Below are 8,112 nucleotides of genomic sequence, written 5' to 3'. Positions count from 1 at the left end.
TCTCTCAAACCAACTTACCATCAAATTCATCACTTAAAGCAACCAACTCAATTCCAAGTAACTGTTTTTCAACAAGTTTCTATCTGCATCACCGCCGATGGATGTGCATTATAGACCATCTCATTCCCTTTGCAAGCGAAAATTAAAAATTAATGACTTGAGCGTTTACTTTTAAACCACCACACGAATTAAGCTATTGTTTTATATTGATAATTATTTTAATTTTTTATTTTTGACTTAAATAAGCCAGTATCATGCTCGATAATTCGCGTTTAAGTTGTTGTTCTGAGATAAGAAAATTGTTCTGACTTACATATCGCATCATCGTAAAAAGCGTACTATTAATAATTACAAAGGATTTATGCTTTACCTGTTCGAAGTCCCACTGATGAGGATTTCTACTGAATGTATATAGCCCTACTTCAAAAAAATGCTTTTCTAAAATCTGAGCAGCTTGCGAATGACTATAGTCATGCCAGTGTTTCAGCACTTCTATAAAAAATCCATGATCGGCTTTTAATGCATTAAATCCCAACTCTATTGCTAAGGGAATGAGCAGCTCTAAAGGAATATTTCCTTGTCGCACAACTAATTCTTTAAGTTGTTGCCCCAGCAATTCGCTTTTACGGCGCAATAGTTCTTCTATGATTTGATCTTTATTCTCAAAGTATTGGTAAATCGACCCAACACTTACTCCAGATTTCTCTGCAATTTTAGGCGTCGTCGTATGTAGTAATCCATACTGGGCGATACACTGCTGTGTCGCCTCTAAAATATGGTCAACAATAATTTTTGAACGCTGTTGCTGTGGGGCTTTTCTCATCGTTTTTTATTCGTTAAATGCGAATTGAATGCGAATAATTATTCATATTAGCCTATTTATTATTCAGTTCAATAAGTAAGTAACGATATGCAAATGATTAGCCCGACTCGACTTGCTTCTTTTAATGACATGCAAGACAGCAATTTTTTTACTCAGTTTTTAAATATCTGTTGTGAAAAACCTGTACAACCAAACTATACGGAATATATGTCTTTACAACATGCTCTTTATGAAGGGGATATTGAAATGGATAAGGTGATTGATTGGGTTATGCAAAATCCCAAAGATCACCGCATGATTTTTGAGAAGATATTATTTCAAGGCCGCGATAATCTATCTGAGCCTATACCTACTGAGTTAGAAAATTTCTTTAATTACATTGAGCAAAAGCCTGAATGGCTAGATCAGCGTCAAGTTGATGAGGCTGTTAAATTTACTCATCGTTTAGGAATAAATAATGGTTTTATTCTTAGAGATTTATCCTTAATGGCGGGATATTTATATCCAGGATTTAATCAGCCGCTAATTTTAACGGGTGCATTAAAGAAACAGGCAGGTACTCGTTTAGCTGAAACCACTAAATGGTGGGTTGATATTACTGAACCTCAAGGACTTGAGCGTCTAAGCGCAGGTTTTACATCAACGATTTATGTTCGCTTTATTCATGCATTCGTTCGCCGACAATTAAAAAAGTCTGATCGTTGGGATAGTGAAGTTTGGGGAATTCCACTTAATCAATTTGATTTAGCCATGACTAATTTGGCTTTTAGCAGTGTAGTTTTACTCGGTATTAGGGCTTTAGGTGTATGGCCGACCAAACAAGAAGCCAAGAGTTTTCTACATTTTTGGCGTTATGTTGGCTGGTTGATGGGTATTGATGAAAAATGGCTTATTCAATCTGAATCTGAGGGTTGGAGGTTACTTTACTGGATGCAGTTTGCTCACCCTCGCTCCGACCACAGCAGTGTTGAGTTAGGATCAAGCTTATCTAAAGAGCCTTTTGAGAGAAAATATCTGCATTTACGCTCTTTGCAGCAGAAGCTTGCTTATCGACAACATTTAGAACTTACCCAATTTTTTATTGGGAAGAAGAGAATGAAACTACTCGGATTGCCTCAGCAGTCTGCCTCATGGTTTGCTTATTATCTAATTGTGCGTAATTCACTACTTTATAATGGTGCAAAGCTTTCACCAAAAGTTGAAAAGTTTTTATCTAAATCAGGCCGTAATATACAAAAACTTGGCTTAACGCTTTATCAGAATCAAGGTAAGGCAAAAACCTTAGCGAGTATGCATCAATAACTTTTAAAACTTAAAAACAAAAATGGAAGCCCGTTAATTAGACTTCCATTTTCAAATATTAAGGAACTTATTGAGCTGATGAACTGTGCATTTCAGCGTGATTCATTTGCTCGTGTGACTCCGTCATCTGCTTCTTTTTTTGACTTGGCATGTAGTCAGGCTCATTATTGATGGCCAAGTAAAAAATAATCATAAACAATACACTCAAGATAGAAGCCACAATAAGTAACTTCCATCCCCACCAAGACTGTTCAGGTGATAATTTATCAGTCATTTCATTTCTCTCTTTAAATTAATATTTTCAGTTCATTCGCTACGGCTTATTAAAACTTCATGCTCATACGAACCCAGTAATTTCTTCCGATATTGTTAAACTGCTCTTCGCTCGCAAATCCAAAGCCAGCACTACCCGCTTTATTTAAGTGTTCGGTATAGGTCTTATCTAATACGTTATCGATGCCAACAGAGACATCGATATCTTTACGAAGGTTGTAACTTCCGTTTAGAGAAAGAGTCGAGAAACCTTTACTTGGTTTTAAGTCATATCCTACGATATTACCTTGATGTAGACTCACACGGTTTTGCTCAGCCACAGCTCGCCACAAAAGACCTAAATTATATTTGTCAGCCACATAGCGAATATTTAAACGACCTTCTAAAGGGGAAATTTGAGGTAGCGGTTTGTCATCTGTGGTGTTTTTACCCCATGCATACATCGCACTCAAATCTGCCTGAATATGGTCGGTAAATTGATATCCAATACCAGCTTCCGCGCCTGCGATGGTTGCATCGACATTTTTGGCACCCGCAGTAATATCATGGCTCATGTCATGCCCATCCATTCCCATACTTGGATGATGGTGGTAACTCATTAAAATGTAGTCATCCACCAAACCAGCATAAGCAGAAACCCATGTATTTAAAGCGCCATGTTGTTGCTGGAAACCCAGATCCAACTGTAATGTTTTCTCAGGATTCACACCGTTAAAAGTATTGGTTGAGCCCGCATTACCATGTTTAGGCGAGAAAAGTTCCCAATAATCAGGCATACGCTCTACATAACCTAAACCAATATAGCTTTTTAGGTCATGCTCAGGATGTTGATTTTCCCAACGCACAAATGCACTCGGTAAAGTCTTTTCAAGTTTAGTATTAAAACCTTTTGCTTGAGAATCAGCACGCTCATCTTCAACTGTGACTCGATCTAAACGTGCACCTGTAACCAGTTTGTTGAAATCGTTCCATTGATAGCCCAGTTCGCCAAAAGCACCATAAGATTGAAAACGCATATCTTGACGATATGGAATATTCATAGAAGGCATTGTTGGCGATGACATGCTACCGCCATGTTTATTAAATTGAGAGTCAACGCCTGTGATCAAACTCCATTTGTTCCATTCAGAAGTCATTGCCAAACGTGAGTTTAATGTGCGGCGTGTCACTTGCATTGCCATTGGATTCGGCATCAGCATGGTCATACCACCATGATTCATTTCAACTAATGGCGGTGTGCGCAAACTAAAGTTATCCATAACATGGTCGTTATAGCTATAGTTCACCTGCCCTTCAATTTTCTTAATGACATCGGTGATATTTTTCTTTTCGAAACGTAGCCCTAAGCTTTCACGCGCAAATTGAGATCCGTCCATTGAACGTCCAGCATAAAGCGATTCACCATCAGATTTTCCACCAGTGAGTTCCACCCACGTGTTTTCATCTGGAGTAAAGCCAAGTGCTACATCAGCATTCCACTTTTTCCATGCTGACGGCACAGTATTTCCATCACCATCTTGATAACTATTCGATTCTGAACGATTGGCATTTAAACGGATATATTTCTTTTCATCACCAATTGCCGCCTCAACGTTATGGTCAATACGTCCATATGAACCTAATAAGACACTCGCTTGCCCACGATAAGGTTTTTCAGAGGTGAGTTTCTCAGGCTGACGTTCAAAAAGGACTGTTGCAGCAGAACCTGTATTGGCATATTGAACTGTTTGCGGACCTTTAATGACAGAAATACGATCATAACTTTCTGGTGAAATATAAGAAGTTGGAGCATCCATACGGTTTGGGCATGCACCTAAATTTTCAGTTCCATCAGTTAGAATTTTGATGCGTGAACCAAACATACCTCGGAATGTTACATCACCATTGGTTCCACCGCTTTGTATTGAGTTAAAACCCATAATACTTTGTAGGTAGTCTGCACCATCTGTAGCAGGCACTGGCTGAATTGGCTGTTTCGGGTCTGCATGTACAATCAAGCCATTTGCATCGTTGCCTTGTTGTGCTGTAACAACAATAGGTGCTAATGAGTGAAGCGCTTGGGTATCGGCATCATTTTTTTCTGAATTAGCAAAAACTAGTCCCGAATGAGAGACAGCAAACATCGCAACCCATAAAGGTTGTAGTAAAAATTTAGAATGTGGCATTTTTATACGCTCTAAAACATAAATAAAGTGATATCGAAGTCAGTTAAGACCCCAACAAAAAATTGCTTTTATTTATGCAAATAGAGGTGGTGCACGCCCTTGCGGGAGTAGAAAAAGTCGCTGTAGTGCAAAGTAGACATGTCTAAATGCTTGTTGATAAGCGACTAAGCGGACTTGTATACGGACTAAAACTTCTTTTACACCAAATTCAGGTGGCAAAACCAGATTGGCATAGACGGTACAATATTGACACTGGTGATTTGCATCATGATGATCATGTTGCCCAGAGGCTTGTGCCTGTTCAATATGATGTTCATGATGTGAATGCATGGCATGTGACATGGTTTCCATCTGTGCTTTAGGTTTAAGCAAAGCGAGGGTAATAGTTTCACAGACCGGAGCAATTTGATACTGCTTCGGTAATAGCGGCTGTAGAAATACCGCGACCTGTAAAAATACTGCTGCACATGCAAGCAGTAAACCACTACGAAAAACCAAAAATCACATCCACACTACATTAATGTTTCAAGAATAGAAATTTTTAACGTTTTACTGCAATTTTTTCACGTTCACGTTGACGAACAACTTTTTCGACTTTTTCTCGAGCACGCTGACGTTTAAGTGGCGACAAATAATCCACAAATAATTTGCCATTTAAGTGATCCATTTCATGTTGGATACAAACAGCGAGAAGTCCATCAGCTTCTATCTCAAATGCTTGACCTTCAAGGTTAATTGCCTCAATTTTCACACGTGACGGGCGCTCAACTTTGTCGTATATTTGTGGCACCGATAGGCAGCCTTCTTCGTACTGCTGCTTATCTTCTGTCAGTGGAGTTATTTTGGGGTTAATGAAAACCATAGGGTCATCTTTAGATTCAGACAAATCTATGACGATAAGCTGAATATGACGATCGACCTGAGAAGCTGCTAAACCAATACCGGGTGCCGCATACATGGTTTCAAGCATATCTGCTGCAAGTTGACGAATTTCATCAGTAACTTCTTCAACAGGCTTAGCAATGGTACGAAGACGGGGATCAGGAAAACTTAAAATAGGTAATAAGGCCATACTGACGTCCTCACTTATGCCATTGATTGAAAAACCAAATGAAGGAAATACTTCATCGAAAAATTGTGTGTTAGCCGCCTATTATAACGCATCTGCACGCATAATTTTTAGGAATTATCATAATGAAAAAGGTTTTTGACGGCATGGTTCAATTTCATGCTTTGGGGATAAAAAAGCATTTACTTGCTTTAGCACTTTTTACAGGGGTTGCTTTCGGTACGATAGCAGAGACTTATGCTGCTAGTCCGAACCATAATCCACCCTCTCTTAGAAGTAATGCACCACATGTCTACGTTGTAAAACGAGGAGATACGCTATGGGATATTTCTGGTCACTTTCTGAGTAAACCTTGGCGCTGGCCTGAAATTTGGGCAAGCAATCAGCATGTCAAAAATCCACACTGGATTTATCCTGGTGATCGATTACTGCTGTGTAGTTTAGATGGCCGTCCATTGGTTGGAAAAGATGAAGGAGATGGCTGTGTCGGCATTATTCGCCGTTACACAGGCCAAATGACAAATTTACAACCTCAAGTTCGTGTGGAGTCACTTAACAATAACGTACCTGTTATTCCTCTTGAACATATCAAACAATGGTTAGAACACAGCACTATTCTACCTATCGATGCAATTCAACATACTCCTTATGTAGTCGGTACTGCCGATCAACGTGTACTGGCGGCAAAAGGTCAAACTATTTACGCGCGCGGACAAGGTTTAATTGATGGTCAACGTTATGCAGTTTATCGTGAAGGTGAACCTTATTATTTCACCGATAATAAAGGCAAAAAGCACAGTCTAGGTATTGAGCTACAACAAGTTGCCTCAGGGATTGCTATCTCTTCTGAAAAAGACATTACCACGCTTGAGTTAACTGATAGCTACAATTCTGAAGTACGTCGTGGTGATCGGGTAATGCCAGAAGAAGAAGCAACATTGCCTACTTTGTTTTATCCGGTAGATGCCACTCAGGTGACGGACGGCGGCAAAATTATTCGTGTAATGGGATCAATTGGTACTGCTGCCAAAAATAGTGTGGTGACTTTAGATCGCGGTACGGCACAAGGTATTCAAGTAGGACAAGTTTTTGATATTACACAACAAGGTGAAACCATTCGAGATCCTAAAACCAAAGAATCAATACAGTTACCAGGACAACAAATTGGTAGTCTGATGGTCTTTAGAACTTTTGATCAGTTGAGTTATGCCTACGTATTAGAAAGCGATTTACCAGTTAAAGTTGGTTCAAGCATTCAGCCACCCCGCTTTAATGATTAATGCTGGATATACCTTTTACAATGCTTACTCAACTTTCTCCACACCATTACCACACGCTTAAAGTGTGGTATTTGGTGCAACACTCTTTAGTCAGCTTTAAAAAAATTGTCGATTATTTTGGTAGCTGTGAAAAGGCAGTCCAACCTGCTGGATTATCTCAATGGCGCAATCTCGGGTTACATGCTAATCATTTAAAACGCGTAGATGAATTTCAAACTGCTCAGGGTCAAGCTCAGTTTGAAAAACTAACTGAGCAGATCCAGCAATATACCGACTTTATTTTAACGGCAGATGACTCAGGTTATCCCACTCAGTTATTACCTTATACAGATCACCCACCTATCATTTTTGGAAAAGGCCAAGCTCAAGCTTTGTTGCAACCACAAATTGCGATTGTAGGTAGCCGAAAACCAAGCCCACATGGTCGTCAGGTTGCTTATGATTTTGCCTATTACTTAAGTGAAAAAGGTTTTTATGTGAGTAGTGGCTTGGCATATGGGATTGATGAAGCTGCTCACCAAGGAGCATCAGCACATCAACGTACAATTGCAGTAACAGGAACTGGTTTAGACAGTACCTACCCTGCTCAAAATAAAAAACTTGCAGAACATATTTTGGCTCAAAATGGCGCGATTATTACTGAATTTTTGCCTGGAACACCCCCATTACAACAGCATTTCCCACGTAGAAACCGAATTGTGAGCGGTTTGAGTTTAGGCGTGTTAGTGGTAGAAGCTACCTTAAAAAGTGGTTCTCTCATCACTGCAAACAAAGCTGCCGAACAAGGTAAAACTGTATTTGCCATTCCTGGTCATATTTACAGTGAGTTTCATCAAGGTTGCCATCAACTTATTCGTGAGGGAGCAATTTTAGTCGATCATCCTGAACAAATTATTGAAGACCTTGCTTTACCTACTCAATGGCAAAGTCAGCAACAAAACTCCACCGAGGAGGCTATAGTTTCTAGTACCCCAGAAATTCCTGAGCATTTAATTAACCTTTATCAATCTTTAGACTGGGTCGGACAAAATATTGATCAGCTTGTCTTACATCACTCTCAGCCTGTTGCAGAACTCACCTCTTCACTGATGGAACTAGAACTACTTGGTTTATGTATGCAACAATCAGGATTGTATTTACGTTGTCGTTCTTAGTATTGGAGCGCACAATAGCAATTCTGTCTGATTGAAAGGAAGAGTA

Annotated in this window: 7 protein-coding genes and 1 pseudogene; 3 read left to right on the top strand and 5 right to left on the bottom strand. The window is 39.4% G+C overall.

Annotated features, from left to right (window positions below; translation table 11 throughout):
• Window positions 1-252 precede the first annotated feature (252 nt).
• A pseudogene (locus tag ACTJJH_RS14210) lies at window positions 253-823 on the bottom strand (TetR/AcrR family transcriptional regulator).
• A gap of 87 nt (window positions 824-910) precedes the next feature.
• Between ACTJJH_RS14210 and ACTJJH_RS14205 the strand changes: the two are divergent.
• A complete protein-coding gene (locus ACTJJH_RS14205; RefSeq protein ID WP_440601317.1) occupies window positions 911-2,125 on the top strand; it encodes an oxygenase MpaB family protein in 1,215 nt (404 codons plus the stop codon).
• Between the two features lie 67 nt (window positions 2,126-2,192).
• Here the strand turns inward: ACTJJH_RS14205 and ACTJJH_RS14200 are convergent, their stop codons facing one another.
• The 4 genes from ACTJJH_RS14200 to def form a co-directional block, all read right to left on the bottom strand.
• Window positions 2,193-2,399 (bottom strand): hypothetical protein, encoded by a 207-nt coding sequence (locus tag ACTJJH_RS14200; protein ID WP_039766350.1) that lies wholly within the window; start codon window positions 2,397-2,399, stop codon window positions 2,193-2,195.
• 49 nt (window positions 2,400-2,448) lie between these two features.
• Window positions 2,449-4,563, bottom strand: a complete 2,115-nt coding sequence (locus ACTJJH_RS14195; protein ID WP_440601316.1) for a TonB-dependent copper receptor — start codon at window positions 4,561-4,563, stop codon at window positions 2,449-2,451.
• Window positions 4,564-4,635: 72 nt separating this feature from the next.
• The gene (locus tag ACTJJH_RS14190) at window positions 4,636-5,061 is read right to left on the bottom strand and encodes a DUF2946 family protein (protein ID WP_002114087.1); all 426 of its coding nucleotides are present in this window, start codon (window positions 5,059-5,061) and stop codon (window positions 4,636-4,638) included.
• 43 nt (window positions 5,062-5,104) lie between these two features.
• Entirely contained in the window at window positions 5,105-5,635 is a 531-nt protein-coding gene (def, locus tag ACTJJH_RS14185) for a peptide deformylase (protein WP_078225483.1), read from the bottom strand.
• A gap of 122 nt (window positions 5,636-5,757) precedes the next feature.
• Between def and ACTJJH_RS14180 the strand changes: the two genes are divergently transcribed.
• Together ACTJJH_RS14180 and dprA are read left to right on the top strand one after the other, a co-directional pair.
• Window positions 5,758-6,912, top strand: coding sequence for a LysM peptidoglycan-binding domain-containing protein (locus ACTJJH_RS14180; protein ID WP_440601315.1), 1,155 nt, complete (start codon window positions 5,758-5,760; stop codon window positions 6,910-6,912).
• Window positions 6,913-6,932: 20 nt separating this feature from the next.
• Window positions 6,933-8,066, top strand: coding sequence for a DNA-processing protein DprA (gene dprA, locus ACTJJH_RS14175; RefSeq protein WP_440601314.1), 1,134 nt, complete (start codon window positions 6,933-6,935; stop codon window positions 8,064-8,066).
• Window positions 8,067-8,112: the final 46 nt, after the last annotated feature.

This window comes from Acinetobacter sp. 22301, from assembly GCF_052045285.1.
GTDB lineage: Bacteria > Pseudomonadota > Gammaproteobacteria > Pseudomonadales > Moraxellaceae > Acinetobacter > Acinetobacter pittii.
This window is presented reverse-complemented; position numbering and strand designations above follow the sequence as displayed.